At 57.3% G+C, this 26,607-nt stretch carries 19 protein-coding genes, 1 tRNA gene and 2 pseudogenes; 15 read left to right on the forward strand and 7 right to left on the reverse strand.

The window, feature by feature from the left end:
- The 7 genes and pseudogenes from W822_RS46640 to W822_RS45140 form a co-directional block, all read left to right on the forward strand.
- Positions 1 to 602 (forward strand): annotated as a pseudogene (locus W822_RS46640) (AMP-binding protein); the annotation flags it as partial.
- A gap of 213 nt (positions 603 to 815) precedes the next feature.
- Positions 816 to 1,070: pseudogene (locus tag W822_RS46835) on the forward strand (phosphopantetheine-binding protein); the annotation flags it as partial.
- The gene (locus tag W822_RS45120; protein WP_024007428.1) at positions 1,067 to 6,583 is read left to right on the forward strand and encodes a non-ribosomal peptide synthetase; all 5,517 of its coding nucleotides are present in this window, start codon (positions 1,067 to 1,069) and stop codon (positions 6,581 to 6,583) included. The pseudogene W822_RS46835 and the gene W822_RS45120, both read left to right, overlap by 4 nt.
- Complete coding sequence (locus W822_RS45125) at positions 6,580 to 7,746, forward strand: saccharopine dehydrogenase NADP-binding domain-containing protein (protein ID WP_024007429.1); 1,167 nt, start codon at positions 6,580 to 6,582, stop codon at positions 7,744 to 7,746. Before W822_RS45120 ends, W822_RS45125 begins: the two co-directional genes overlap by 4 nt.
- The gene (locus tag W822_RS45130) at positions 7,743 to 8,852 is read left to right on the forward strand and encodes a Gfo/Idh/MocA family oxidoreductase (protein WP_024007430.1); all 1,110 of its coding nucleotides are present in this window, start codon (positions 7,743 to 7,745) and stop codon (positions 8,850 to 8,852) included. The genes W822_RS45125 and W822_RS45130 overlap by 4 nt, the downstream gene beginning before the upstream one ends.
- Before the next feature lie 17 nt (positions 8,853 to 8,869).
- Positions 8,870 to 9,655 carry a thioesterase II family protein gene (locus tag W822_RS45135; RefSeq protein ID WP_253272360.1) on the forward strand — a complete coding sequence of 262 codons (786 nt, stop codon included), beginning with the start codon at positions 8,870 to 8,872 and terminating at the stop codon, positions 9,653 to 9,655.
- A gap of 444 nt (positions 9,656 to 10,099) precedes the next feature.
- Complete coding sequence (locus W822_RS45140; protein ID WP_024007432.1) at positions 10,100 to 10,522, forward strand: hypothetical protein; 423 nt, start codon at positions 10,100 to 10,102, stop codon at positions 10,520 to 10,522.
- Between the two features lie 179 nt (positions 10,523 to 10,701).
- On the opposite strand, the gene W822_RS45145 is transcribed toward W822_RS45140, so the two are convergent.
- From W822_RS45145 to W822_RS45170, 7 genes are all read right to left on the reverse strand, one after another.
- A tRNA-Val gene (locus W822_RS45145) sits at positions 10,702 to 10,778 on the reverse strand.
- Between the two features lie 85 nt (positions 10,779 to 10,863).
- A complete protein-coding gene (locus W822_RS46475) occupies positions 10,864 to 11,028 on the reverse strand; it encodes a hypothetical protein (protein ID WP_024007433.1) in 165 nt (54 codons plus the stop codon).
- Between the two features lie 44 nt (positions 11,029 to 11,072).
- Positions 11,073 to 13,337, reverse strand: a complete 2,265-nt coding sequence (locus tag W822_RS45150; protein WP_024007434.1) for a UvrD-helicase domain-containing protein — start codon at positions 13,335 to 13,337, stop codon at positions 11,073 to 11,075.
- Entirely contained in the window at positions 13,334 to 14,536 is a 1,203-nt protein-coding gene (locus W822_RS45155; protein WP_024007435.1) for a DesA family fatty acid desaturase, read from the reverse strand. Before W822_RS45155 ends, W822_RS45150 begins: the two co-directional genes overlap by 4 nt.
- A gap of 376 nt (positions 14,537 to 14,912) precedes the next feature.
- Entirely contained in the window at positions 14,913 to 16,136 is a 1,224-nt protein-coding gene (locus tag W822_RS45160; RefSeq protein ID WP_024007436.1) for an RsmB/NOP family class I SAM-dependent RNA methyltransferase, read from the reverse strand.
- Positions 16,137 to 16,359: 223 nt separating this feature from the next.
- Positions 16,360 to 16,974: a phosphoribosylglycinamide formyltransferase gene (gene purN / locus W822_RS45165; protein ID WP_051401889.1), complete on the reverse strand. Its 615-nt coding sequence runs from the start codon at positions 16,972 to 16,974 to the stop codon at positions 16,360 to 16,362.
- Between the two features lie 277 nt (positions 16,975 to 17,251).
- On the reverse strand, positions 17,252 to 17,863 hold the full coding sequence (locus W822_RS45170) for an NAD(P)-dependent oxidoreductase (protein WP_024007438.1): 612 nt from the start codon (positions 17,861 to 17,863) through the stop codon (positions 17,252 to 17,254).
- 268 nt (positions 17,864 to 18,131) lie between these two features.
- On the opposite strand from W822_RS45170, the gene W822_RS45175 reads away from it, so the two are divergent.
- From W822_RS45175 to W822_RS45210, 8 genes are all read left to right on the forward strand, one after another.
- Positions 18,132 to 19,097, forward strand: coding sequence for a bifunctional riboflavin kinase/FAD synthetase (locus tag W822_RS45175; RefSeq protein ID WP_024007439.1), 966 nt, complete (start codon positions 18,132 to 18,134; stop codon positions 19,095 to 19,097).
- A complete protein-coding gene (ileS, locus tag W822_RS45180; RefSeq protein WP_024007440.1) occupies positions 19,087 to 21,954 on the forward strand; it encodes an isoleucine--tRNA ligase in 2,868 nt (955 codons plus the stop codon). The genes W822_RS45175 and ileS overlap by 11 nt, the downstream gene beginning before the upstream one ends.
- A complete protein-coding gene (gene lspA / locus W822_RS45185; RefSeq protein ID WP_031243818.1) occupies positions 21,947 to 22,468 on the forward strand; it encodes a signal peptidase II in 522 nt (173 codons plus the stop codon). The genes ileS and lspA overlap by 8 nt, the downstream gene beginning before the upstream one ends.
- Positions 22,465 to 23,685 (forward strand): bifunctional phosphopantothenoylcysteine decarboxylase/phosphopantothenate--cysteine ligase CoaBC, encoded by a 1,221-nt coding sequence (gene coaBC, locus W822_RS45190; RefSeq protein WP_024007442.1) that lies wholly within the window; start codon positions 22,465 to 22,467, stop codon positions 23,683 to 23,685. The genes lspA and coaBC overlap by 4 nt, the downstream gene beginning before the upstream one ends.
- A gap of 32 nt (positions 23,686 to 23,717) precedes the next feature.
- On the forward strand, positions 23,718 to 24,341 hold the full coding sequence (locus W822_RS45195; RefSeq protein WP_024007443.1) for a DedA family protein: 624 nt from the start codon (positions 23,718 to 23,720) through the stop codon (positions 24,339 to 24,341).
- Between the two features lie 60 nt (positions 24,342 to 24,401).
- Positions 24,402 to 24,923 (forward strand): hypothetical protein, encoded by a 522-nt coding sequence (locus W822_RS45200; protein WP_024007444.1) that lies wholly within the window; start codon positions 24,402 to 24,404, stop codon positions 24,921 to 24,923.
- Entirely contained in the window at positions 24,920 to 25,366 is a 447-nt protein-coding gene (gene dut, locus W822_RS45205) for a dUTP diphosphatase (RefSeq protein WP_024007445.1), read from the forward strand. Before W822_RS45200 ends, dut begins: the two co-directional genes overlap by 4 nt.
- 109 nt (positions 25,367 to 25,475) lie before the next feature.
- Positions 25,476 to 26,477 carry a Bug family tripartite tricarboxylate transporter substrate binding protein gene (locus W822_RS45210; RefSeq protein WP_024007446.1) on the forward strand — a complete coding sequence of 334 codons (1,002 nt, stop codon included), beginning with the start codon at positions 25,476 to 25,478 and terminating at the stop codon, positions 26,475 to 26,477.
- Positions 26,478 to 26,607: the final 130 nt, after the last annotated feature.

A 26,607-nucleotide genomic window follows, 5' to 3' on the forward strand; every position in this document is an offset into this window, starting at 1 on the left:
CGTATCCTGGCCCTCTCGGCGCTGGACTTCGATCTATCGGTCTACGATCTGTTCGGCCTGCTGGGCGCCGGCGCCACCGTCGTGCTCCCGGCTGAAGACGAACGACGCGACGCTGCCGCCTGGCTTGACCTGGTGCATCGCCATCACATCACGCTGTGGAACAGCGTGCCGGTCCTGCTGGGCCCGCTTCATCGCCATGGGCGGCGCCACCGAAGCGGCCATCTGGTCCAATCTGTGCGAAGTGCCCGTGTCAGCAATATCGTGTGGTCGATGCCCTGGGCCGCGACTGCCCCGACTGGGTCCCCGGCGAGTTGTGGATCGGCGGCGCCGGTGTCGCCAACGGCTACCGCGGCGATCCGCAACGCACCGCTGCCGCCTTCGTCACCTACAACAACCAGCGCTGGTACCGCACCGGCGATCTAGGACGCTACTGGCCCGATGGCACACTTGAGTTCCTCGGGCGCCGGGACCATCAGATCAAGCTGCGCGGACACCGCATTGAACTGGGCGAGATCGAAGCGGCGATACTGGCCTGCGGCGGGTTGCGCCAGGCCGTCGCCATGGTCGTCGGACAGCCCCCCGCCCTCGCAGCCGCCATCGTAGCCGACCAGCCCACTCCGCCCGATGCGATCATCGCACAATTGCGTACCTTGCTGCCCGACTACATGCTCCCGACTCAGTGGCTGCAACTTGAGACGCTGCCACTGAGCGCCAACGGCAAAATCGATCGCAATGCTTTGGCGACTCAGCTGGATGCGCTCTCTCCCCAATCTCAATACGAAGCGCCGCAGAACGGTTTGGAAGACGCATTGGCGCAGATCTGGGCCGAGATACTGGGATGCAACCGGATCTCCCGCCATGACGACTTCTTCCTGCTCGGCGGGGACAGTCTGCGTGCCACCCGCCTGGTTGAAACCGTGCGCCAGCGCAACATTGCCGATGCCAGTTTGTCTTTGCGCCAGGTGTTTTCCACCTCCACGATCGCCGCACAGGCGGCATGGCTGCAAGCCCAGGCCGATTCTGCCGGACTCACTTATCAAGACCCTGCATTTGAAGAAGGAATACTATGACGCTCGACTCACTGATCAACGAACTGGATGCACTGGGTATTCTGCTATGGACAGAGGGAGGCCAGCTGCGCTTTCGCGCACCCGCCGGTGCACTGACGGACGAACACAGGGCCTTACTGACATCGCACAAGAAAGAATTGATTGCCCGTCTTGCGCCAGAAGCGGGTGCGCTGCCTGCAGATCCGCAACACAGGCACGACCCATTCCCCCTGACCGATGTACAGGCCGCCTATCTGGTCGGTCGCGGTTCGGCTTATGCCTATGGCGGTGTGGGATGCCATGGGTATGTCGAACTCGACATGCCTGATCTCGATCCGGCCCGCCTGGAACAGGCCTGGCACCGTCTTATCGCCCGGCATGATATGTTGCGCGCAACTATCACGCAGGACGGGTGGCAGCAGGTGCAGGAACACATCAGCCTGCCGGCTCTGGAAACCGACGACCTGCGCAACCAGCCCGAAGACAAAGAGCAGGCTTCGCTGGACCGCACCCGTGCTGCCATGTCGGAAAAATGCTATACCCCCCACGAGTGGCCGTTGTATGAACTCAGACTCAGCCGCTGCAACCAATTCAGCCGGCTGCATTTATCGCTGGACCTGCTGATCGCCGATTTCGTGAGCATTCAGATCATGCTGGCCGAACTCGACCAGTTGTACCGGATGCCAGAGAAACCGTTGCCATCCCTGACGCTGACATTCCGTGACGCGGTGCTCGCACTCAGGCATGACCGGGAACAGGCGGCACAGCGGGCGCGTTTCGCGCGCGATCGTGATTACTGGATGGCGCGGATTCCCAATATGCCGGGCGCGCCTGAGCTGCCGGTTCAGGAGAGGCCTGCCGCGCAGGCGCCGGTCGCATTCTCCCGCCATGCCATGACGCTTTCGTCCGTGCAATGGCACGCATTCTGCCGCCTGGCAGCAGAGCGTCGCACAACGCCCACATGCGCCATTCTGGCGGCCTTTGCCGACACCATTGGGCGCTGGTCCAGACACCCCGGCTACTGCCTCAACCTCACGGTGCTGAACCGCCCGGCGATTCATCCGGAGATTGACCGCATTATCGGCGACTTTACATCGACCAGTGTTCTGGAAATCAGGCCACAGGAGAAATCACAGTTTGCAGAACGGGCGGCGCACTTGCAGCAGCAACTCTGGGAAGACATGGAACACGCCGCTTTCTCTGGCATCGAGGTATTGCGCGAAATGGGCAGAGAGAGGCAGCAACGGGATTTCATCCTGCCGATCGTCTTTACCAGCACGCTGGGTATGCAGCCGATGTCGGCCGAAACCGACGCTGACGGAGAATTCATGCAGGGCGCGCGCCTGGGATACGGCATTACCCAAACGCCACAGGTATGGCTCGACTGCCAGGTGGCGGAACGTGCTGGCACGCTCTATGTCAACTGGGATATCCGCGAGGGCGTATTCCCGCCGGGCTTGATCGAAGACGCTTTTGCCGCGTTCAGTGCGCTGCTGCTCGCGCTGGCCGACGACGCAACTGTCTGGCAGGAGGCGCAACCTCTGGCGTTGCCAGCAAGCACCCGGCAGGCAAGAGAGCAAAGCAATGACACCGCCGTCGCGCTTGCCGCGGGACGATTGCACGACGGATTCCATTTACAGGCACAACAGCAGCCCGACGCAATCGCCATTATCGACGCACAGGGACCCGTCTCTTACGGTGCGCTGTTGCAACGGACCCGCGCAATTGCGCAGGCGTTGCTCGATTCGGGCTGCCAGCCCGGCGATCTGGTCGCGATTGCCCTGGATAAATCGCGCTGGCAAATTGCCGCTGTACTGGGCGTTCTGTGGGTCGGAGCCGCTTATTTGCCACTGGACACCGAGCAGCCTCAGGCCCGACGTGACGCTATCCTGCGCGATGCGGGTGTGCAGCACGTTCTGACGGATGCCGCCGGACCGGACGGGGCGTGGCCGCAATGCATTACCGCGATTGCCACCGATGCGCTTGCTGTCGGCAGCACATCGGCCGCGACAATGGGACCGGCAGACGTCGAACCAACCAGTCTGGCTTACGTCATTTATACCTCCGGCACCACCGGCAAGCCCAAGGGCGTCATGATGACGCATCTTGCAGCCATCAACACGGTGGCAGATATCAACGCGCGTTTTGGCATTCATTCAGGCGACCGGGTCCTCGGTCTGGCGAACCTGGCATTCGATTTGTCCGTTTATGATATTTTCGGCACCCTGGCTGCAGGCGGCACACTCGTGCTGCCCAGCCCGGAACGCCGGCGCGACCCCTCACATTGGGCGGAATGCATGATCGCCAGCGAGGTGACCGTGTGGAATTCCGTTCCTGCCCAAATGCAAATGCTGGCCACTTTCCTGGAATCCGATCCCCACGTCCGCATTTCGACGCTCAGACTGGCGCTCCTGTCCGGTGACTGGATTCCTGTCGGTTTGCCTGCCGTCATGCGCGCACATATCCCCGGGCTGCGTATTATCAGTCTCGGCGGCGCGACCGAAGCCGGTATCTGGTCGATCTGGCATGATATCGGAACGGTTCCGGCAAACGCACGCAGCATCCCCTACGGTCGGCCGCTGGCCAACCAGACCTTCCATGTGCTGGACCCCATGATGAGACCGTGCCCGGATCAGGTGCCGGGTGAATTGTATATCGGCGGCACGGGCCTGGCCCTGGGTTACCTGAACGATCCCGTGCGAACAGAAGAACGCTTCATTGACCATCCGGCCACAGGCGAACGCCTGTATCGTACCGGCGATCTGGGAAAATATCGCCCCGACGGCGTGATCGAATTTCTGGGACGCGAAGACAATCAGGTCAAAATCCGCGGCCACCGGATCGAGCTGGGAGAAATCGAAAGCGCGTTGCAAAGCCATCCGGATATCGGCATGGCCGTCGCGCTCGCCTGCGGGGAGTTTGCACAGGACAGGCATCTGGCTGCCTTCTTTGAAGCCGCCGTTCTGCATCAGCCTGACGGCCATGCCGATCACTCGACGATCACGCAAGCTGCGAATACAGCCGGTGATCAAAGCATCGCCGCTCTGGATCGCCACGCCTTTCTGCAATGGGTCAATACCGCCGACGATATCGCCCGGCTGAACATGCTGGCAGCATTTCGCGAATGTGGTCTGTTTTCAAAGACGGGCGAATCCCATGGCGTCGATCAGATCATTCACAGTACAGGCGCAATCGAATCCAATCATCGCCTGATCCGACGCTGGTTGCGCAATCTCTCCGAAGCCGGCTGGCTCGGTACCGATGAACAAAACAGCGCCTATGCGTTGTTACGTGAACCGGTCGGCGACGAAGCCGAACGACGCTGGGAACAATTGGAGCAGCTTGAACAGAAGATACATTACAGCAGCGAACTGCTGCGTTACCTGCGCGAGTCCGGCGGTCACCTGCCCGGACTCCTGCGTGGCGAAGTCGATCCGCTGGATTTGCTGTTCCCCCAGGGCACGCTGGATACCGCCGTCGCCGCATACAACGACAACCTGGTCAACCGGTGCATGAATGCAGTCGTGTGCGCAGCCGTCCGGGAAATCGCAAAAAACCGCAAGCATACGCAAGACAGCCTGCGCCCTTTGCGCATTCTTGAAATCGGCGCCGGTGTGGGTGGCACGAGCCGGGCCCTGATTCCGGCTGTGGCCGACTTTCCAGTGGACTATCTTTACAGCGATGTCTCCCCGTTTTTCCTGAATGCAGCCCGCGAACGCCACGGCGACTACCCATGGGTGCGCTACGGGCTGTTCGACTTGAACCAGGATTATGTATCGCAAGGGCTGCAGGCGGCCAGTTGGGATGTCATCGTCTGCTCGAATGTTCTGCACAATGCGCACCACGCGCCAACGGTCCTGTCCCGGCTGCGCGAACTCGGCGCGCCAGGATGCACGCTGATCGTCATTGAGGCAACCCGTGAAATTGCGGCCCTGATGACCTCAATGGAGTTTCAGACCGGACTGTCCGGATTCACCGATGAACGTGAAGCGCTTGATCAGACATTCTTCAGTCGTGATCAATGGGAGCGTCTGTTTACTGAAGCCCAGGGCGAAGTGCTTTGCGCCTATCCGCCGCCCGATGAGGCCATCGCCAGTGTCGGCCAGGTCGCCTTCGTGGTACGCCTTCCCGAAACACGCAAGATCACGCATGAACCTCAGATCCGCGAATATCTCAGAGAACGTCTGCCCGAATATATGCTGCCATTGCGACTCGAAGCGCTGCATGCACTTCCGCTGTCGCGCAACGGCAAGGTCGATCGCAACGCTCTGAAGCAACGCGTACATATTGCCGCCCAGCCCATGATTGCTGCCGCATCTGAGCGGCCCATGGACGAACTGGAAAGCCGCCTCATCGGCATCTGGGAAACCGCATTGGGCAGGACTGGGCTGGGCCGCAACGATGATTTTTTCCAGGCCGGCGGCGATTCTCTGCTCATTGCCCAGGTCGTGGCAAAAATGCGGGAACAGATGACCGAGGCAAAAGACTGGGAATGGGACCGGCTGATGCGCGAAGTGCTCAGGACTCCGACCGCTGCAGCGACAGCCACCGCACTGCGAAATAGTGTTAACAGCAGCGACACAGCGACAACGCACGCTGCCTCTCCCCTGCTGTCCCTCATTCCGGGTAAGGCGCAGACCGACACCATTCATGTTCTGGTCCACGACGGCAGCGGCACGCTGGCGCCCTACCGGGCCCTGTTGCCCCTGCTCGAAGCGGCGCCGGAACGGACCGGTGAAATAGTCGGCCTTATGGTGCCGGACGCCCAGGCCTATCTGGACCGCCCCGCGGAACGACTGATTTGCGACCTTGCCACAGAATACGCCACGCTGCTGGCGACCCTTGGCACCTCTCGCATCCACCTGATCGGCTATTGCATGGGCGGTCTGCTGGCGACCGAAATCGCCCGCGTGCTGCTCGACGCCGGCTTACAAGTGGACCCGGTGACCGCAATCAGCAGCGACCGGTTCCGCTACCATATCGATGACGACCTTCTGCTTGAACGGGCTTTCGGCGGTCTCCTGGGGGCTGATATCACCGCTGCCGGACATCATGTCGACGATACCCTGATGGCGCGTGCGCTTTTGCAATTACGTAAACAGCACGGCGACCATATCCCCCCGGCTTCCCTGCAATCGCTCAACGGCGAACTGAAACCCGTCGCCGATTGCTATGCACGACTGGCCGACATCCCTGCCGCCGAACGCCGCGCCGCCCTGGTTGCGACCATGTCGACCAAAGCCTGGGAAGTGCCGGAAGCGCAAATAGAAAGCCAGTTCCGTATATTCAAGCACAGCCTTGCGGCAGTCTCGCTGTATCAGCCTGAAGCGTTCGCCGGTGATCTGCATCTTTTGCTGGACAACGAGGCGCTTCACTTCCTGCCGGGCCTGCAACCGGACATGCGGTCTTTCTGGAATGAGCTGGCTCTGGGCGATGTGCGCATCGACAGTATCCACGGCAACCATCTGAACTGCCTGCAGCCGCCTCATGTGAATGTTGCGCTGGATCATATTCTCCGGGGGCAAACCGCATGACGCGCCCCGTCATTGCGATCGTCGGCGCCAGCGGATCGGTCGGATCAGGGGCCTTGGCCTGCCTTATGCACGACGATCAGCGCTATGTGCTGCGGGCCGCCTATCACACACGTGCGCCACAGGATCCAGACAAATACGATTCCATGTGCTGGAGTCGCGTCAACGTCTATGACGATTCGTCCCTCGCCCGATTCTGCAGCGGTTGTACTGTCGTATTGAATACTGCCGGGCCATCCTCACAGATTGGCGATCGCGTCGCCCGCGCAGCCGACCGGGCTGGTGCCGATTACGTCGATGCCTTTGGCGGCCGACAGTTATCCGATCTGTTCCAGGCAAATCCGCTGTCGATGAACCGGCGCGTTATTCATTCTGCCGGAATTTATCCCGGGCTATCGGAATTACTGCCTCGATGGCTCGCACGTACTCACTTCGATAAGGTGCAAACACTAAGGGGATGGTCCGGCGGACGGGAAGCCTGCTCTCCCGCTGCGGCGGTCGACGTACTCGCCAGCACGCACCAGGGTTTTGGCCGTGCCGGCGCGCTTTGGGAGGATGGGAAGCGGATCACAAATGCAATGGCCGCGTACTCGGCCACAGACTTGCCCGGCTTTCCTGGTCACGTTTACGTGCAACCCTTTCTCAGCGAAGAACTGGAACGGCTGATACGCGACCTGGATTTGCACGACGTCCGATGGGGCAATGTCATGGCCAGTACGCGCGCACTCGAGGTCATTGCACGCTGGAGCAGCCGCCTGGGCATCCACGCCGGCGCAGAAAATACGCAAGCCTATCGGCAGTTGCAGCAGCAGGCGGTCAATGATCTGGTCGAGACGGCCAGCATGGATCTGGCCGGACAAACGCCCTACTACCGGCTGCTCATTGACATGGAGGGAACCGCATCGGGCGCAACCAGACGGCTGCGGGCCGTGCTCAAAGCGAGAGACAGCTATCGCGTAAGTGGCGCGGTCGCGGCAAATGCCGCATCCCTGCTGGTCACGAACCCGCCGCCCCCCGGAACTTACCGGGCCGACAGCATACTCGATTGGGAAGCGGTCCTGAGCACTCTGCAACATAATCGTTGCATTGACGATTTCACTCTGGCCTTTCGTGGCGCCGCCGGCTGCGATGACGGCACTGACCGGATCGAAGAGGGTGTGCTATGACGCAAGCGATCAGCCCGATCCGCGTGGTTGTGTGCGGCACCACATTCGGACAAACCTATTTAAGTGGCATTGCGATGTTGCCAGGCGAATTCCGTCTGGCGGGCATTCTTGCCCGGGGCAGCGACTTTGCCCGGCAATGCGCGCAGCGCTACCGGGTGCCGCTCTACACGTCTGTGGATGAACTGCCCGACGAGATCCAGGCCGCATGCGTCGTCGTGCGGTCATCAATCCTGGGCGGGGCCGGAACCAAGCTCGCCATGGCCCTGCTGGAACGCGGCATCCATGTCCTGCAGGAACAGCCTGTGCATCACGAAGACCTCAGCCAGTTGCTGTTGGCTGCGAGGAAGAACCAATGCCAATATCAGCTTAACGGCTTCTACCCTGATATTCCCAGCGTCGCCCAGTTCATTGAAGCCGCCCGAAGCGTGCTTGCCCAACGCAAGCCTCTGTTTGTCGACGCCGCCTGCAGCGTACACGTCCTTTATCCTCTTATCGACATACTTGGCAAGTCTTTGGGCCGGTTACGCCCATGGTTCTTCACTCTGCACCCCGCCGACAGCGAAGGCCTGGGACCTCTTACATGCCTGACCGGACGCATTGCCGGGCTGCCCCTAACGTTGCGCGTTCAAAACCAGTTCGATCCTGCCGACCCCGACAATCATTTGCATCTGTTCCATCAAATTTCACTGGGTACGCAGGGCGGTACGCTGACTCTGCTGGATAGTCACGGGCAAATCATGTGGCAACCGCGTATGTTCATGAAACGCCGTGATGATGGAATACTCGATCTATCCGTCGCACAGGCATCGCTGGCGTTGCCTGCCAGCACCATTGTCGACACCACTGTCGCCCCCACTTACAACGAGATTCTGACACGGATCTGGCCGCAAGCTGCCGCGCGGGCCTTATTGCGGTTCCATCAGACAATCCAGGAGAAACGCCAGAATCCCGTCATGAATCAATATCTGCTGAGCGCAGCAAAAGCATGGGTCGAGCTTGGCACCGAACTGGGTGTACCTCACGAAATTGCTGCAAAGGATACGCTTCCCCTTGCGATTCAACACATCATACCCTTGACCCCACAGCATTGGAAAACACGATTGTGATAATTACCCAAAAACACGTGTTGTCGCCCTGGCTTCGCATATATCAACCTCGGCCGAAAGCTACTGCGCGAATCGTCTGTCTACCCCATGCCGGTGGAACGGCTAGTTTTTTCAGGGATTGGAACCGATATTTGCCAGGGAATATAGAACTTGTTGCCATTCAGTACCCTGGCCGGCAGGAAAGGCTCGATGATGAGTTAATCAATAATATGGCAGCACTCACCGAAGAACTCGCAGAGGAGATCAGGCCGTTACTGGATCGTCCATATATTCTTTTCGGTCATAGCATGGGCGCCGCGGTCTGCCATGAACTCTGTCTATTGCTAACGCAACGTCGACTGCGATTACCGGAACGGTTGATAGTATCAGCCCGGGAAGCGCCTATGCACAACCTCACCGGTAGGCTGCATCTAGCCCCCGATTCAATATTCTGTGAAAAACTTAGTTCACTCGGAAATACACCGCCGGAACTGCTGCATTCCGACGAATGGCGCAAACTCATGCTTCCCGTTATTCGCAACGACTACCAACTCATTGAAACGTACCAGCCAACGCAGCAAAGTGCACCAATGCCTATTCGCATTAGTGCCTTTGTCGGAAGTAAAGACAATGAACTCACGATTGCCCAGGCGGCAGACTGGTCAGCCGTGACATCGAAACCATTCGAACTACGTATTTTCGAAGGAGATCATTTTTACCTTTGCGAACGTTGTGCTCCCGTTGTTACAGAAGCAATTCGTTCCTTTCAGCTCCAGCTGCTAAATTTGTCATCCGATGCTAAAACTTGGCCTTCCACACCATGAATGCCTTCTCACATGTTCATCTAAAAAGGACCCGACTTCCACTCTCTGGGAGCATTAACGCCAAGGCGATCAATGCCTTTCACTTGCTCCGGGTGCTTTTCAAACAATATGCTCAATATCTGACTGGCACCCGCCGAACGAATTTTCATTAATTGGGTAGTTTTCAATGTATATAGAAAATATCAAAATCCGTGAAATTTGCCAATTTTTTCAGTCCTTGACCTTTTGTTATAGAGCGGAATTGTCCAACAAGCAGTTGTTTTCATCTAACAATCGGGAAGGACATCAAAAGAATTTTTACGAATGTGTAGTAAAGCCCGCTCCGATTTGTCGCATTCGCCGCGCGCTGTTTCAATTGGACACGGACGTTTACAGGCCTTGTGGATAGGCGATGGTATAAAAATTCAGGAGCAGGCTTAATGCCTGGAAATTAAAGGACCTATGATGAACCACAAACTCTTAACTCTGACCGGCCTCGTTTTATGTACCGGACTGGCGGCATGCTCGACGTCAAATGAAATCGGCAAGGACTTGTCGCAACAAACTGTCGAATATAGCTGCGGCCAGGGAAGCACCCAGCCGTTAAGCGTCCAGTACACCTTCCAGGCCGAGGAACCGTTGAGCGCCAGACTCGTATACGGCAACCAGGCAGTAGAGCTCACGCGCGCAACGAACAGCAACGCCGACATGGTAGGTAACACATTCCGTGGAAACGGCTATACATGGACCACCGAAAAATTCACGCGTGAAGACGTCGGTAGTGTGAATGGCAAAATGCTTACCCAGGAAATGCAGCAGAACGCGGGTGGGCAATCGTCTACCGTTAGTAATGTGCTGGTCAAGGACTGCAAGGTCGGCGGCAGCTGAAAAAGCGTGTCACGCATTAGCGGCTGGCACAGATTGCCGGCTGCGCTATACCATCAGCTAGATAGGGATGGCTTCCGATATCAGTCAGGCAGTAAAAAACCCCGTACGCATTCGATTGTCGTCGGGGTTATCTGATGTTCCTGATTTTATTTTCCCATTTTAATACACACAGTATTCAATGGTAGGCAGTACTGGATTCGAACCAGCGACCTCTACGATGTCAACGTAGCGCTCTAACCAACTGAGCTAACCGCCTTCAGGAAAGAAGAGAATTCTACCACTGTGTTCCACTTTTTGTCCAGCGATTGCCGCAACATGCAGCACAATTTCTTAAAAATGTCTCAATCTCGCGAAATGCTGCGTGACCGATAGCCGATGCCGGTATCAACCGTACCATATATCTGAACGCCGCTACCGCTGCGGGCAGCGCTGTCAGGGCGGCTGGCGCAACCGCCCAGCACACTGAAACTCACGATAAAAGTAAGCACACACGCCACTGCTTTCATGAAAATTCCTTTGTATGGTTTCAATGTCGCGCCGACCAGGCTCGTCAGCCGGCGATAATATCCAATTTAGCTACCGCCAATGCAAGGGTTTTGGCGCCCGTGTCTCTGAACACGATTTCTGCCTGCGCGTCAGCTCCCTGCCCGGTCAGACGAATGATCGTACCGTCGCCAAAGCGGGAGTGTCGCACGCCCTGGCCTATTCGGTATTCCTTGCCGCTTACACTGACGCCTGAACTGATGCTGCGCGGGGCGCGCGGTTCTATTCTACCGGTAGATGGCCGTGCATGCGCATCGACATGCAGGCGCATTCCCCAGGAGGGTTCCGCGACTTCGCGGGTACGCGGCGTGAGCCACTTCAGGTGATCGTCCGGCAGTTCTTCCAGGAAACGCGAACGCATTGAGTAACGGGTCTGCCCATGAAGCATGCGGGCATGGGCCAGGCTGAAGGTAAGCCGTTCCTTGGCACGTGTAATCGCCACGTACATTAGACGGCGCTCTTCCTCCAGACCATCTTCGGCCATAATGCTGTTCTCGTGCGGAAAGAGGCCTTCTTCGACACCCGTGATAAAGACGGAATCGAATTCCAGACCTTTGGCAGCATGAATGGTCATAAGCTGAATCGCATCTTCGCCGGCCTGTGCCTGATTGTCCCCCGCTTCCAGCGATGCATGCGACAGAAAAAGCGCCAATGCGCTGGTCAGTTCCTGGGCAAAGGGCGAGTCTGGATCATCGGGGGCCACAGAGCGTTCTACCTGCGCCAGGGCGGCTTTGCCTTCCAGGTTTTCTTCTGCGCAGAATGCAGTTGCGGCGTTGATCAATTCACCCAGGTTTTCCAGGCGCTCGGCCCCTTCCCGTTCCGCTTCGTAATGCGCGTTCAGCCCGGAGGCGTCGGTCACATGCTTGATCAGCTCCGGCAGGCTCAGGGTTTGCGCGTCTTCACGCAGGGTTTCAATCAGTTTGGCAAACGCCAGCAATTTTGTACCACTACGCCCGGACACAGCGCCGACCGCATGAATCAGATTACAGCCGATCTGGCGCGCACAATCGCTCAGGTTTTCCAGCGTTCTGGCACCAATGCCCCGGGTCGGAAAGTTGACGACCCGCATGAACGACGTATCGTCATCACCGCTGGCAATCAACCGCAGGTAAGCCAGCACATGTTTGATTTCCTGGCGCTCGAAGAATCGCAGACCGCCATAGACTTTATACGGAATGTGGGCAGAAAACAGTGCGTGTTCAATAGGCCGGGATTGGGCATTGCTGCGATACAGGACGGCAATTTCACTACGCAGGCGTCCATCATTGATTTGGGCGCGGATTTCGTCAACGACCCACTGCGCTTCCAGCAGATCGGTAGGCTGCTCCACCACTCGCAACAGTTCGCCCTCGCCCCTGTCGGTCCACAGGTTTTTACCCAGCCTTTCGGTGTTATGTTCGATCAGTGCGTTGGCCGCATCCAGAATATGACCATAGGAACGATAATTCTGCTCCAGCCGGATAATATTGTTGCCCGCATAGTCGCGCTCAAAGGCGGACATGTTGCCCACGTTGGCGCCGCGGAAGGCATAGATGGACTGGTCGTCATCACCCACCGCAAACAGCGAGGCGTGGGCGCCGGCCAGCAGGCAGAGCCATTTATATTGCAGCGTATTGGTATCCTGAAACTCGTCGATCAGGATATAGCGAAAACGCCGCTGGTAATGCTCGCGAACAAGCACATTGCGCGACAGCAATTCATAGGCGCGCAGCAACAGTTCGGCAAAGTCGACCACGCCTTCACGCTGGCACTGCTCCTGGTAAAGTTGGTAGATTTCCGCCAGGCGCTTGCGATGCGCGTCCCACACTTCTACGGTGTCGGGCCGCTCACCGTTTTCCTTGGCATTATTGATAAAGCGCTGGACGTCTTTGGGCGGGAATTTTTCGTCGTCGATATCATTGGCTTTGATCAGGCGCTTGATGGCCGCCAGCTGGTCCGCGATATCCAGAATCTGGAAGTTCTGCGGCAGGCCGGCGTCGCGATAATGCGCCCGCAACAGCCGATTGCACAGGCCATGAAAGGTGCCGACCCACATGCCGCGCGTATCAACCGGCAGCATGGCGGTCAGGCGCGTGAGCATTTCGCGGGCAGCTTTATTGGTGAATGTCACGGCCAGCACGCCGTAAGGGCTGACTTTTCCATTCTGGATCAGCCAGGCCATACGGGTGGTCAGGACTTTGGTTTTACCGCTACCGGCACCGGCCAGCACAAGGGTATGTTGCTCGTTGGTGGTGACGGCCGCCAGTTGTTCAGGATTTAACTGCCCGATCATGCTGCATATCGACGCAGACGAAGGGCAAACTGTTCAAGACTCTGGATACCGCTTTGCTGTGCATGCTGGCACCATTGCTGCAAATCGCTCAGCAACTGCTCGCTGCTGGCGGTAGAGCTGGTCCAGACACGATACAGCTCTTCGCGCATATGCACCAGCTTGGCCAACATCGTGTTCTGAGCCAGCATATTGTCCAGTTCCTGCTTTTCCTGGGGGTTCAGAGCCAAGTCGGCCTGACCCAGGCGAGACTGTACTTTCTGCAGCAGCTCGCGTTCCTGGGCGCTGGCGCCCGATTGCGTCAGACGCTTGATTTCAGACTGCACGGACTGACGCAGCATGCTGGCGTAACGGGCCATGATTTCATAGCGGTGCGTAATGACGCCCTGCAATGTTTGTTCCGTGACCGACTCGGATTTTTCCCGGGCCAGTTTCAGCTTGGGCGCGACTTTCTTAACCTGCGCCAGACGCAGGGCCTGAAGAATGCGGATGTAACCCCAGCCAATATCGAATTCATACCATTTGCTGGAGAATTTGGCGGACGTGCCATAGGCGTGGTGGTTATTGTGCAGTTCTTCTCCACCGATAATGATGCCGATGGGGAACAGATTCGTACTGGTATCGGGACTCGAAAAATTACGGTAACCAATATAGTGTCCCAGGCCATTCACAACACCGGCTGCCCAGAAAGGAATCCAGGCCATTTGCACTGCCCATACGGTCAGGCCGATCGCACCGAACAACAGCAGATCGATCACCAGCATGGCAAAAATGCCCAGCGTTGTGTGACGGGAATATACGTTGCGTTCCATCCAGTCGTTTGGCGTGCCGTGACTGAAGCGCTTGATGGTTTCTTCATTGGCCGCTTCCTGGCGATACAGTTCGGCCCCCCTCCATAGCACCCGGTCAATACCGTAGATGATTGGAGAGTGAGGATCGCCTTCGCGTTCGCATTTGGCGTGGTGCTTGCGGTGAATGGCAACCCATTCGCGGGTGACCATGCCCGTGGTCATCCACAACCAGAAGCGGAAGAAGTGCGACACGATGGGGTGCAGATCCAGTCCGCGGTGAGCCTGGCTGCGATGCAGATAGATGGTGACCGCAGCGATGGTAATGTGCGTCAGCACGAGCGTGACAAGAATGACCTGCCACCAGCTCAGTTGCAATAAGCCACCGGAAATGAAATCTAAAATTGTATCCATATACCCTTTAAGGTCTCCTGAGATGCCCAAGAAGCTGGGCAATGCCCACGACGGTGGGCGGTATGCCCTTATGCGGGCAGGATGCTACGCGATGCCAAATCGCGCAGGAATTATAACACCATGATTTAACTAAGAAAAAATATAATTACCCTTTTTTCTTGATTTTGCGCAAGCTGTGAGCAGAATGTCATCATTCAGACACACAAGGCCTATGCAATTGACTATAGCCCTGTTTTTTCAAGCCAAGACGATTCTGGCGGCGTAGAATGTTGCATACGGTTACGGATGCACAGTTTTCTAGAATTGGCGGCATTTTAACCGCCAATTCAATCCAATTAAGACCATTTTACCCGCAAAACGTTCCGCAAATGCAAAATTATTTACTGCGTTCAAGCACGGCGGCAAAGAACCCGTCGGTCCCGTGTACGTCCGGCCGCAGCTTCAGGTAAGACGAAGTCATGCCCAGATCGGGACAACGATCGCCCAGCACCTCCTGCGCGTTCAACAAGGAAAACTCAGGATGCGAGGCCAGAAAGGCATCGATTTGCTGTTCATTTTCCTGCGGCAGCACGCTGCAGGTGGAATACACCAGCCGCCCGCCCGGTGCAACGCAGCGTGCGGCGCTGTTCAGGATACGCGCCTGCAGTTCAGTCAATTCCTGCACGCTGGCAGGAGACTGACGCCATTTGAGATCGGGATTGCGCCTGAGTGTGCCCACACCGGTACACGGTGCATCAACCAGGACTTTATCTGCCTTGCCGGCCAAGCGCTTGACCCGGGCATCGTTCTCGTTCGAAATGGCAATCGGCGTGACATTCGACAAGCCACTGCGCGCGATGCGCGGCTTGGCTTTGGCAAGCCTTGCCGCAGAAACATCGAATGCGTACAGGCGACCGGCCGAGCGCATTAATGCCCCCAGCAACAGCGTTTTGCCGCCGGCACCGGCGCAAAAATCAATCACCATATCGGTCCGGCGCGGCCCGACCAGCAGCGCCAGCAACTGGCTGCCTTCGTCCTGCACCTCGAGCGAACCATTTTCAAACAATGCCCAGCGCTGGATCGCCGGTTTGCCGTTCAGCCGTATGCCCCAGGGGGAATACGGCGTAGGCTGTGGATCGAAATCGGCCACGGACGACGCACGCAGCTCAGCCAATACATTATCCCGGTCTGTTTTGAACGGGTTGACGCGCAAATCCAGCGGAGCTTTGGTATTAAGGGCGGCCACCAGGCTTTCGGGTTCATCCAGCTGGCTCATGTACTCATAAAGCCAGTCAGGCAGGCTCCCACGAATTTCGGGGGCCAGCGAGGCCGGATCGATGGTATCCATGCGCAACAACCAGTCTTTTTCCTCATTGGATAACTGACCCGCGATGGTATCTTTGCCGACGACCGACGCCAGGCCCAGAATGGCCAGGCGCTCCAGCGCCGGACCAGTGCCGCTTTCGGCATATTGCCGGTAGCGACGCAAATGACGCAATACGTCGAACACCGCTTCGGCCACTTCATTGCGATCACGCCCCCCCAGAGCTTTATTGGCGCGAAACCAGGCCGATAGCACAGCATCCGCCGGATGCTTCCACTTGAGCACCTCGCTCAGCACGTCGCGAATCTGGCCCAAGCGTACGGTATAGATGCCGCGTTCCCGGGCGCCTGGCTGCGGCTTGCGCTGCGTGCGTCGCGTAAAGTCGGGTTTGACAGGACGGCGCCCTGAGTCTTTTCTAGCGGATTTGATTGTCATAATTTTTGCCTGATTAACGATATTTCAAATGAGGTCTATCAAGGTTGAAATATCCAATGCTGCCATGAACGCAAGAGCGCCGGTATCAGCTGACTTTGTCGGGGGCGGTGTAAAACTGATGCAACGGCAGGGGTTGAGTCAGGCCCACTTTTCCCTGGGGGTCCAAAAAGACCTGCCCCTGCGCCAGCCACTCCAGAACCTTGGGATAGAGCTTGTGTTCCATCTGCAAGACGCGCGCGGCCAGGGTTTGCACGGTATCGTCGCTCAGTACGGGAACTGCGGCCTGGGCGATAATCGGGCCCTGATCCAGCGCCGGAATAACATAATGCACACTACATCCATGAACCCGCACGCCGGCGTCCAGCGCCTGCTGGTGGGTGTGCATGCCCGGAAAAAGCGGCAGCAGCGACGGATGGATATTGACCAGACGCCCCGAATAATGCTGCACAAATTCATCGCTTAAAATGCGCATGAAACCGGCAAGCAGCACCAGATCGGGCTGGTAACGGTCAATGTGCTGACAGAGCAACTGATCGTATTGCGCACGCGTCTGGCCCCCTGCCGCATCATACACCAGTTGTTCGGTCTCGATTCCCTGAGTCCGGGCCCAGGCCAATCCGTCGCTGTTCAAACTATGCGAGAGCACAGCAACGATATTGACATTGTTCATTTGGCTCGCGGCGCGCACCAGGGCTTGCATATTGGAGCCACGCCCGGAAATAAGGATGACGACCCGGGTTTTTTCAGGATTTGTTGGTTTCAACTGAACACTTCCGTATTGCTTACACGTTTCAAACGCAAACTGCAGACGTGAATATGACACGACAGACAATTTACACTTTCAAATGAGTGGGTTAGCAGTGGGATCGCGGTCGTGCAACTGGACGGGCAACGCCGCAATTAAATGGGACCGCTATAACAGGCCCCAAAGAAGGGGCATAGTATAGCTTATTGTCCTTCACTGACGGCGCTTAGGGTTAATAACCAACAGTAAATCGTTGACGCATGTGCCGCGGGCGCTCAAGCTCGTCAACCATCGCAATAGCGTAATCTTCCATCGAAATGTGACTTTTGCCGTCAGTGTCTGCAAGCAATTGATCTGCGCCAATGCGGAATTTGCCTGTGCGCTCGCCGGGTTCGAACTGGGCCGAAGGCGACAGAAACGTCCAGTCCACCTCTTTTTCGCCTCGCAGGTCGTCCAGAAACTGCTTGCCCGGCACTGCCTCTGATTTGTAGGCATCCGGAAAGTCGGGGCTGTCCAGCAAAATTCTGCCCGGTGAGGTTTCAAGACTGGCAGCACCGCCCACCACCAGCAATCGTTTCACCTCGGCAAGCTTGAGCGCCTGCAACAAAGGAGCCGCTTTCAAATCATGGAACCGCACGGCGCTGACCACGGCATCGTGGCCTCGCAACAACGGCGCCAGGGCGTCCGGCTGATTGGCATCGCCCTGCACGATAGCCACGCCAGCCGGCGCATTTGCCGTCCGGGTCGAATGCACGACCCCGGTAACCTGATGACCGCGACGCAAGGCCTCGGCCGCAATACGCGAACCAACCCTGCCGTTGACCCCAATGATAGCGATTTTCATAAGCAATTCCTTTGTTCGACGTGGACACATTCACAACTGAAATAATGGTCCTCTTGTGCCGGGAACGCAAGAAAAAAGCAACGCCCTACATCGGAATAAATCTGCCACCGTCCCGGGCATACCGGACTCAATCCCATCGTCTTCCTGTAAACTTTCCGGGTTGCGCCGGGCTTGCAAAGTGCGGGATCCCCCTGAACGCATACCCCCATTAATTTGATGAACGTTTCCGAATATAAAGAAAAGCGGCATGATGAGTCGTATTTCCGGCATGAAAAATCCTCTTCTCCTGTCCCGTCAACCTTCCACCTGCGCCCCCCAGCCGGGCAGCGCCCTGACGATTGGTAATTTTGATGGCGTGCACCTTGGCCACCAGCAGTTGCTATCGCACGTGGTAAGCACGGCCGATAGCAAAGGGCTGGAACCTTCGGTCATGACCTTTGTGCCGCATCCGCGCGAGTATTTTGCCTTGCGTGAACAGCGACCCGAACTGGCACCCACCCGTGTATCGACTCTGCGCGATAAAGTGCGTGCCCTGTCCTGTTGCGGCATACGGCATATTCATATCCGGCGCTTTGATCAGGCGTTTGCACAGCAGACACCGGAGCAGTTCATCGAAGATATTCTGGTGCGCCAGCTGGCGGTCAAGTGGCTCTATGTAGGTGAAGACTTCCGTTTCGGCAGCAAGCGGCGCGGCGACATTGCCTTACTTCGCGAAGCCGGCAGCCGCCTGGGGTTCGAAGTAGAAACGCTGCATGATGTGCTGGACCCGCAAGGCATTCGTTATTCCAGCTCAGAACTGCGCCATGCCCTGGCTTATGCCGATATTGAGCGGGCCAGCCAGTTTCTGGGCCACCCCTATGAAATCAGCGGCCATGTCATTCATGGCCGCAAGCTGGGCCGCACGATCGGCTTTCCCACGCTGAATGTACGCGTCATGCCGCGCTGCGCCCTGCGTTCGGGCATTTATGTCGTCAAGGTACACGGCCTGGCAGACGAGCCGCTGGCGGGCGTTGCCAGCCTGGGCGTGCGCCCTACGGTCGAAGAGGACGGACAAGTCCTGCTGGAAGTGCATATTCTCGATAAAAACGTATCGGCATACGGTAAACTTATTACAATAAGCTTTTTGCATGCCGTGCGGGACGAAGAAAAATTCCCCGATTTACAAACACTGACTGACGCCATCCGCCACGATGCGGACGTTGCTCGCAACTATTTTGCTGTCCATGGATTATAAGAACACCCTGAATCTGCCTGAAACCCCTTTTCCCATGCGCGGGAATCTGCCTAAACGCGAACCCGGCTGGGTTCGTGAATGGGAAGAGAAAAAAGTGTACCAGGCGGTACGCCAAGCTTCTGCCGGTCGCCCTGTCTATATTCTGCATGACGGGCCTCCGTACGCCAACGGCGACATTCATATCGGACACGCGGTCAACAAGATTCTCAAGGACATCATCCTCAAAAGCCGCAATATGGCGGGCTTTGATGCCCCCTACGTGCCGGGCTGGGACTGCCATGGCATGCCCATCGAAATCCAGATTGAGAAAAAATACGGCAAGAACCTGCCGGTTGCCGAGGTTCAGTCCAAGGCCCGCGCCTACGCGCTGGAGCAAATTGACCGTCAGCGAGCCGACTTCAAACGACTGGGCGTGCTGGGCGACTGGGACAATCCGTACCTGACCATGAATTTCGGCAACGAAGCCAATGAGCTGCGTGCGCTGGCGCGCATCATGGAAAAAGGCTATGTGTTCCGCGGACTGAAGCCGGTCAACTGGTGTTTTGACTGCGGCTCGGCCCTGGCCGAGGCTGAAGTCGAATATGCCGACCGCAAGGATCCGGCCATTGACGTGGCCTTTCCCTTCGCCGAAAAAGACAAACTGGCCGCCGCATTCGGCCTGGACAGTATAGAAGATGGCGCCGTTGTGATCTGGACCACAACGCCCTGGACAATTCCGTCTAACCAGGCCCTGAATGTGCATCCCGAGGTCGTGTACGCGCTGGTACGGCTGAGCGAACCGCTGCCGACCGGCCCTCTGCTGCTGCTGGCCAAAGACCGCGTCCAGGCCTGCCTGGAACACTGGGAACTGCAAGGTGAAGTGATTGCCGAATGCGCGGGCCAGGCGCTGGACCATATTGCATTCCGCCATCCGCTGGCCAAGGCTGATGCAGGCTATGATCGCCTGTCTCCCGTGTATCTGGGCGACTATGTCACGGTTGATACCGGTACCGGGATCGTGCATTCTGCACCGGCCTATGGTGTAGAAGACTTTCAGTCCTGCAAGGCCAATGGCATGCAGGACGCCAATATCCTGAGCCCCGTGATGGGCGACGGCAAATACGTGCCATCGCTGCCGCTGTTTGGTGGCAAGACCATTTGGGAAGCCAATCCCGAAATCGTCAAGGCCATGCAGGATGCCGGTACGCTGTTGCATGTCGAGTCGCACAAGCATAGTTATATGCATTGCTGGCGCCATAAAACACCGATTATTTACCGTGCCACCAGTCAGTGGTTTGCCGGTATGGATAAAGAGCCGAACGACCAGAGCGGCACGCTGCGCGAGAAAGCGCTGGCAGGCATCGACGCCACCGGTTTTTATCCGGCCTGGGGCCGCGCCCGCCTGCATGCCATGATTGCCAATCGGCCGGACTGGACGCTGTCACGTCAGCGTCAATGGGGCGTGCCCATGGCATTTTTCGTCCATAAAGAAACGGGCGAGCTGCACCCCCGTACCATTGAACTGCTTGAAAAGGTTGCTCAGCGCGTAGAAAAACACGGGATTGAAGCGTGGCAGGCGCTGGATCCGGCCGAATTGCTGGGCGACGAGGCCGCGCACTACGAAAAAAACCGCGATACCCTGGACGTATGGTTTGACTCGGGCACCACGCATTTTACCGTGCTGGGCGGCAAAGACAATGCCACGATCGGTTCGCATTCGGACACCCTGCGCTGGCCCGCCGACCTGTATCTGGAAGGATCTGACCAGCATCGTGGCTGGTTCCACTCCTCGTTGCTGACCTCTTCCATGCTGTTTGGCGAGCCGCCCTATCGTAACCTGCTGACCCATGGTTTTGTGGTAGATGGTCAGGGTCGCAAGATGAGCAAATCGCTGGGCAATGTGATTGCTCCGCAAAAAGTGTCCGATTCGCTGGGCGCCGAAATCATCCGCTTATGGACCGCCTCGACGGACTACTCGGGTGAGCTGTCCATTTCGGACCAGATTCTCAAACGTGTCGTGGAAGGCTACCGCCGTATTCGCAATACCCTGTGTTTTCTGCTGGGTAATCTGAACGATTTTGACGCGGCAAACGACATGGTTGAAACCAGCCAGCTGTTTGAAGTGGATCAGTATGCCCTGGCGCTCACGCAGGATATGCAGAACGAAGTGCTGGCCTATTATGAGGAATTCAATTTCCACCCGGCCATGGCGCGCCTGCAGATTTTCTGCTCTGAAGACCTGGGGTCATTCTACCTGGACACGCTCAAGGATCGACTGTATGTGACCGGGCGCGACAGCCTGGCCCGGCGCTCGGCGCAAACGGCCCTGCTGCACATTACGCAAAGCCTGCTCAGGCTGCTGGCACCAGTGCTTTCGTTTACCGCCGAAGAAGCCTGGCATGAACTGCAACAGTCAACCCTGAAAAATACCGACAGCGCGCACACGGTCACGATTTTTACCGATGTATTTCATACGCTTCCGGAAGTGGCCGACCATGCAGCCCTGAGCAAGAAATGGCAGCGGATTCTTGAAATCCGCGCCGAACTGAACCGGCAACTGGAAGACGTACGCAGCGCCGGCGGTATCGGTTCCTCGCTACAGGCCGAAGTGGACGTCTTTGCCGACGGGCTGGATCTGCAATACCTGCAAAGCCTGAACGATGACCTGCGTTTCATTTTCATTGTGTCCCGCGCGACGGTACATGCGGGCGCCCCGGGCGAAGGCGTGAACTTTACGATTACGCCGTCCGAACACGCCAAATGCGAACGCTGCTGGCATTATCGCGAAGAAGTGGGATCTATAGAAGGCCATCCGGAAATCTGCTCACGCTGCGACGACAATCTGCATCACGGTGGCGAGGATCGCCATTATGCCTAAACCGGCGCCCGCGACAACGCGCATCATTCCATATATTGCCTGGATCGCACTTGCCGTTCTGCTGATCGGGGTCGATCAGGTCAGCAAGCAGTATTTCGAGCAGAATTTCGAGTACCTGCAGCGGATCAACGTGCTGCCGGTGTTCGATTTCATTCTGATCTACAATCAGGGTGCGGCCTTCAGCATGCTGGCCGACGGTGCCGGCTGGCAACGGTGGTTTTTCCTGGCACTGGGCCTTGCTGCCTCTGCGTTTATCCTGTATTTGCTGCGCAAGCACCGTGAGCAGGGGCTCTTTTGTCTGGCGCTGTCGCTGATTCTGGCGGGGGCCCTGGGCAACGTCATAGACAGAACGGTATACGGCCACGTTATTGATTTCCTGCTGTTCTATTGGAACGACGCCTATTTCCCGGCGTTCAATCTGGCCGACACATTCATTACCATCGGGGCAGTCCTGCTGGTGCTGGATGAACTGTTGCGCTATCTGCGCGGCAGGAACAGGGAGCAAAGAACATGAACCCGCTATCCGGCAAACGCATTCTGATCGGTCTCACAGGAGGCATTGCCTGCTACAAGACCGCCGAACTGGTGCGTCGCCTGCAGGATCATGGCGCAATTATTACGGTTGCCATGACCCATGCCGCTACGCAATTTGTCACGCCCACAACATTTCAGGCCCTCTCCGGCAATCCGGTCTACACCGAGACGCTGGACGATCGCATGGAAAACAGCATGGCTCATATCAATCTGAGCCGTCAGTCCGACCTGATCCTGATCGTACCGGCCAGTGCCGATTTTATGGCCAAACTGGCGCACGGCCTGGCCGATGATCTGCTCTCCACTTTATGTCTGGCGCGCGGCTTGTGTCCATTGGTCGTTGTGCCTGCCATGAACCGCGAGATGTGGGCGCATCCGGCCACCCGTCGCAATGCGGCCCAGTTGCAGGATGATGGCGTGACGCTCTGGGGACCCGGCAGCGGCTCGCAAGCTTGTGGTGAAGTGGGTGACGGTCGCATGCTTGAGCCCGAACAGATTGTTTTTGAAACACAGGCCTTCTTTCAGGATAAATCGCTGGCCGGCAGACAGATTCTGGTGACGGCGGGCCCAACCCAGGAAGACATCGATCCGGTACGCTATATCAGCAACCGCTCTTCGGGAAAAATGGGCTATGCCATTGCCCGTGCTGCCTGGGAAGCAGGTGCCCGCGTCACGCTGGTTTCCGGGCCGACGGCGCTGGAGGCACCCTATGGCGTAGAGCGCATCAATGTCAAATCGGGCCGGCAAATGCATGCGCATGTCATGCAACTGGTGCCGGGACAGGATATTTTTATTTCCGTCGCGGCTGTGGCAGACTGGCATGTGAGTAACACCCACCCCCAGAAAGTGAAGAAAACCGGCGCACAAGGTGGCCTGGATCTGGCGCTGTCGGAAAATCCCGATATCCTGGCCGAAGTGGCCGCCCTGCCCAATGGCCCCTGGTGCGTCGGCTTTGCTGCAGAAACCGAAAATCTGCATGACTATGCCGAAGCCAAACGCAAGCGCAAGAATATTCCTTTGCTGGTGGGCAACCTGGCGCAGGAAACCATGGAATCGGATCAGTCCCGCATGGTGCTGTTCGATGAGCAGGGCAACCACCCCCTGCCCCTGCTGGACAAGCCGGCGGCAGCCCGCCGCCTGATTGTTGAAATTGCCAATCGTATCAATCACCTGACGTCATCCGGCAAAACACCCTGACGATCGGGCCGGTCTGCGCTACTCTTACGCTGATGCAACCCTATATCGACCAGATTCTTGCTTTTATTACGCTGCACCAGGATTGGGCAGGGCCTATTATCGGCCTGATTTCCTTTGGCGAATCGCTGCTGATTGTCGGGCTTTTTGTGCCTGCCACAATTCTGCTGCCGCTGACAGGCGTGCTGATCGCCAATGGGTCTCTGGATCTGACCACGATCTGTGTGTGGGGCATTGCCGGCGCCGTCCTGGGCGATGCCGTTTCCTACTGGATCGGCCACGCCTATGGCCCTGCTCTGCTCAGAAGCCGCATCCTGACAAAACGCCGCCGAACCGTGGCCCGCACGCGCCTGCTGTTCTACCGTTACGGATTCCTGGCGGTCTTCGCAGGACGGTTCATGGGCGCATTTCGCTCGCTAATCCCCGGTATGGCTGGCATAATGAAAATGCCGCAAGGCCGGTTTCAGCTTGCCAATGTGCTGTCGGGCGTGATCTGGTTCCCCTGGCTGCTGATGCCAGGCTATCTGGGCGCCCGCGGTGCCGATGCATTGGGCGCGGCAGGCAGCGCCGCAATATTGCTCGTTCTGGCATTGGTGCTGGTTGTTGTCGTCATATCCAGACGTCGGCAACGCTCGCGGCAGATACTGAAAAATCATTGACATGACACCCATGCCACCTCCTCAGTCGACCCTACTGAGACAGTTAAACGGAGCTCAACGATGAATATGGACTATCGTGAACCCAGAAATGGCGACTTTGCCAATTATGTCGAAGAACTGAGCCGCCACTTTGATATGAAAGAGCAGGCAGTCAATCCGGATTTCAGCTCGGGCTTTCCTTCGCAGCTGACGACGACCGGCGCCGCGCGTAGCGCTCAAGCGGGCGCCGCAGCTACCGCGCGCACTTCCGGAACAAGACAGGCGTCTGCCTCCAACGCGTCTGCTGACACCAGTTTCCCGGTACCCCCCAGCGGCACGCAAAATGCCGGTTTCGAAACGAGGCCGGCTGCAACGCCAAAGGCAAAGACCCGCTCTTTCCCCTTTGCCCTTGTGGTGGGTCTGGTCGCCGTTGCCATTTTTATTCTGGCCGATGAGTTCGGTTCCGGTGGAAGCGGCCTGCAGGCCGAAGGCATGCGCGGCCCGCTTATTTTCATCCTGATCGTTCTGTTCATTATTTTCAAACGCATCCGCAACGCAGCCAAACGATTTCCCACCCCCAGCAAAACCACGAAGCAAACATGAAACTTGATGTCAAAATTTTAGATGAGCGCATGCGCGATCAACTTCCTACTTATGCCACTACAGGCTCCGCAGGCCTGGATTTGCGCGCCTGCCTGGATGAGCCGCACACACTGGCGCCCGGCGCGTCGCTGCTGGTGCCAACCGGCATTTCGATTTATGTGCAGGATCCCCGTTATGCGGCCATGATTCTGCCTCGTTCCGGATTGGGACATAAAAATGGTATTGTGCTCGGTAATCTGGTCGGGCTGATTGACGCAGATTATCAGGGCCCCCTCATGGTATCGGTCTGGAACCGAAGCCAGGAGGCCTTTGTATTGAACCCCATGGAGCGCATCGCGCAACTGGTTGTAGTACCCGTCATGCAGGTCACGTTTAACGTGGTCGACACGTTTACCGAAACCGAACGCGGTGCAGGCGGATTTGGCAGTACCGGCAGTCATTGATCTGACTGCCCGCGCCGGGCGGCGCAAAAAGGCCGGTGCCAGCAGAGTTTTTGCTGAGCCGGCCTGCAAGGCCGATTGCCCCGGCATTCCCCTTTTTTATGGAAAAACAATGAACCTTACAAAACGAACGCTGTTAAAAAGCGCACTGGCCACGCTCATGGGCGTTACTCTGCTACAACCCGTCCTGGCCCAGGAAAAATCCTATCCGACCAAACCGATCACCTTCATTGTGCCCTACTCCCCGGGCGGGCCACTGGACGGCGTGGCGCGTTTGTTGGCCGAACATGCTGGCAAAACCCTGAAGCAAACCATTATCGTGGAAAACAAGGCGGGTGCCGGCGGCAATATCGGTGCCGGGATCGTGGCGCGCGCCAAACCGGATGGCTATTCCATCGTCATGGGCGCTGTAGCCACGCACGCCATCAATCCGTGGCTGTACAAAAACCTGAATTTTGATCCGGTGAAGGATTTTGCACCGGTACTGCTTGTATCCGAAGTGCCCAATGTGCTGGTCGTGGGTACGGCCTTTGCCAAGCAGCACGATATCACCGATGTGGCCTCGCTGATCGATTACGCCAAAAAGCATCCGGGCAAAATGAATTATGCATCCGGTGGTAATGGCAGCGCGGGCCATCTGGCCGGGGAACTGTTCAAACAGCGTACCGGGATTGACGCCGTACACGTCCCTTATCAGGGGGCCAGTCCGGCCAAGCTATCGCTGCTGTCCGATCAGACGCAGTTTATGTTTGATAATCTGGCTTCGGCGCTGCCAATGGTCAAGGACGGCAAGGTGCGCGCACTTGCCCTCACCACCAAAGCGAGCTCGGATATCATGAAAGATGTGCCGACCATGGAGTCGGCGGGCATCAAAGATTTTGACATCAGTACCTGGTTCGGCATTTTCGCGACCGGCGGTACGCCGGATGCCGTCGTCAAGACGCTGCATGACGCATTTGCCGCCGCGATGGAAGATGAGTCCGTCAAAAAGCAATTGCTGATCATGGGTTCGGATACCACCCCTTCTTCGTCTGAAGCCTTTGCCGCGAAAGTCAAAAGCGAGATGGAGAAGTATCGGGAGGTTGTGAAAATTTCAGGTGCGACCGCGCAATAAAGCGGTTAGTGGGAGGCTTAATACCCTGGAGCGCCATATCGACGCCCACGTTACTTAGGCCCTCCTTAAACCTTTTAGCACGGCCTTCCGACACCCTTTCTACGCCTTTATAAAGCGTTTTTCAAGCCGT

Origin of the sequence: Advenella kashmirensis W13003, from assembly GCF_000506985.1 — a bacterium.
Taxonomy (GTDB): domain Bacteria; phylum Pseudomonadota; class Gammaproteobacteria; order Burkholderiales; family Burkholderiaceae_B; genus Advenella; species Advenella kashmirensis_A.

Bases quoted from the DNA above. Each gene is read 5' to 3' on its own strand.
- W822_RS45120 (WP_024007428.1), top strand. From the start codon at position 1,067: ATGACGCTCGACTCACTGATCAACGAACTGGATGCACTGGGTATTCTG.
- W822_RS45125 (WP_024007429.1), top strand. From the start codon at position 6,580: ATGACGCGCCCCGTCATTGCGATCGTCGGCGCCAGCGGATCGGTCGGA.
- W822_RS45130 (WP_024007430.1), top strand. From the start codon at position 7,743: ATGACGCAAGCGATCAGCCCGATCCGCGTGGTTGTGTGCGGCACCACA.
- W822_RS45140 (WP_024007432.1), top strand. From the start codon at position 10,100: ATGAACCACAAACTCTTAACTCTGACCGGCCTCGTTTTATGTACCGGA.
- W822_RS46475 (WP_024007433.1), bottom strand. From the start codon at position 11,028: ATGAAAGCAGTGGCGTGTGTGCTTACTTTTATCGTGAGTTTCAGTGTG.
- W822_RS45150 (WP_024007434.1), bottom strand. From the start codon at position 13,337: ATGATCGGGCAGTTAAATCCTGAACAACTGGCGGCCGTCACCACCAAC.
- W822_RS45155 (WP_024007435.1), bottom strand. From the start codon at position 14,536: ATGGATACAATTTTAGATTTCATTTCCGGTGGCTTATTGCAACTGAGC.
- purN (WP_051401889.1), bottom strand. From the start codon at position 16,974: ATGCAAGCCCTGGTGCGCGCCGCGAGCCAAATGAACAATGTCAATATC.
- W822_RS45170 (WP_024007438.1), bottom strand. From the start codon at position 17,863: ATGAAAATCGCTATCATTGGGGTCAACGGCAGGGTTGGTTCGCGTATT.
- W822_RS45175 (WP_024007439.1), top strand. From the start codon at position 18,132: ATGAAAAATCCTCTTCTCCTGTCCCGTCAACCTTCCACCTGCGCCCCC.
- ileS (WP_024007440.1), top strand. From the start codon at position 19,087: ATGGATTATAAGAACACCCTGAATCTGCCTGAAACCCCTTTTCCCATG.
- lspA (WP_031243818.1), top strand. From the start codon at position 21,947: ATGCCTAAACCGGCGCCCGCGACAACGCGCATCATTCCATATATTGCC.
- coaBC (WP_024007442.1), top strand. From the start codon at position 22,465: ATGAACCCGCTATCCGGCAAACGCATTCTGATCGGTCTCACAGGAGGC.
- W822_RS45195 (WP_024007443.1), top strand. From the start codon at position 23,718: ATGCAACCCTATATCGACCAGATTCTTGCTTTTATTACGCTGCACCAG.
- W822_RS45200 (WP_024007444.1), top strand. From the start codon at position 24,402: ATGAATATGGACTATCGTGAACCCAGAAATGGCGACTTTGCCAATTAT.
- dut (WP_024007445.1), top strand. From the start codon at position 24,920: ATGAAACTTGATGTCAAAATTTTAGATGAGCGCATGCGCGATCAACTT.
- W822_RS45210 (WP_024007446.1), top strand. From the start codon at position 25,476: ATGAACCTTACAAAACGAACGCTGTTAAAAAGCGCACTGGCCACGCTC.